Genomic DNA, 1,173 nt, shown 5'->3' on the forward strand with positions numbered 1-1,173 from the left:
AATGTGGAGCTTTCCCCCCCTTACTTAACAACCGCGATGTCGTGAACGAACTTCATCGCCTCCGACACGTCCACAGTGACGGGTTACCTGCTTGTCGCAACGACGCGTGTGACAACTTCGGACTCTCTGTCCACACTCATAAACACCTCTATCACGCTTTCGGTTACAGTGGCGATCGTCAACGTTACCGTTGTAAAGCGTGCCAAAGCACTTTTGTCGATAAATGGTCTGGCGCCAATAAAAAGCTGCAGTTTCAAGAAAACCTGATGGGCCTTTTGTTCACCGGTTATTCCGTGCGCGAAATTTGCCGCAAACTCAGCATCAACCCAAAAACGTTTTATGATCACGTTGACCACATCGCCAGTCGTTGTCGTCGTAAGCTCGCGACCATTGATGCTCGTTGGGTTAATCACGCCAGTCACTACGAGTTGGCTTCCAGCTACATTGCCTTGCAGCCACACAGCAATAATGGTGTGTACTGGATTGTGTCTGGTGAAGCGCACTCGGGCTACATTCTTTGCCAACACGTGAACTACTCTTCGGATGAAGAACCTATCGCGACGCTGGATCACAACCCGTACGACGAAGTTTCTCGTTTTGTCTCTCAAGAGTACACAGCGGAAGCAAGTGAGCCACCAGCGGAACCTTCTAATCACCTTAGAGAGCGTATTGACCAAAAATACCAAACGATTTTGGCTCGTGGTAACGTCGAAGATCCGCTCGGTAACTTATCGGTATTCCATTACCCATCGAAAGGCGCGTTAGTTCGTCCTCCTTACACCTCGTACGCGCACTATTTGCATGTACTTGATATGTGTTGCCCTAACAAGCGGGTTTCGATTTACATGCCACAAGATCCCCTGCTCCGCTCCGCAGCGTTGAGCGTTTGTTTGTCTCGTATTCAAGAGAAAAACGTCGATCTGATGTATGTAGAAGAAGATGCTGGCTGGGACATGACCGCTCCGTTTGGCAAAGTGGATATTGCCTACATGAGTTGGTGGCGCGATCGCTGGGCGATCTCCAGTCAAGGCGAAAGCCACAAAGGCATTTGCTACCTTGCTGGCGATAAAAATGAACCAGAAAAGTGGTTTAACGTTGCAACAACTCGCCATGTGCAGTTCTATCAAAATCGCTTCCAGCTGTTGTTCGAAAGTTTCATTAACGAGCCACGTC

At 49.1% G+C, this 1,173-nt stretch carries 1 protein-coding gene; it reads left to right on the forward strand.

Translation table 11 applies throughout. The features are described from left to right. On the forward strand, positions 1–1,173 hold a 1,173-nt coding region (locus R7P35_RS25320; RefSeq protein ID WP_318093160.1), incomplete at both ends, for a lactate dehydrogenase.

Origin of the sequence: Vibrio sp. Vb0304, from assembly GCF_033338995.1 — a bacterium.
Taxonomy (GTDB): Bacteria; Pseudomonadota; Gammaproteobacteria; order Enterobacterales; family Vibrionaceae; genus Vibrio; species Vibrio alginolyticus.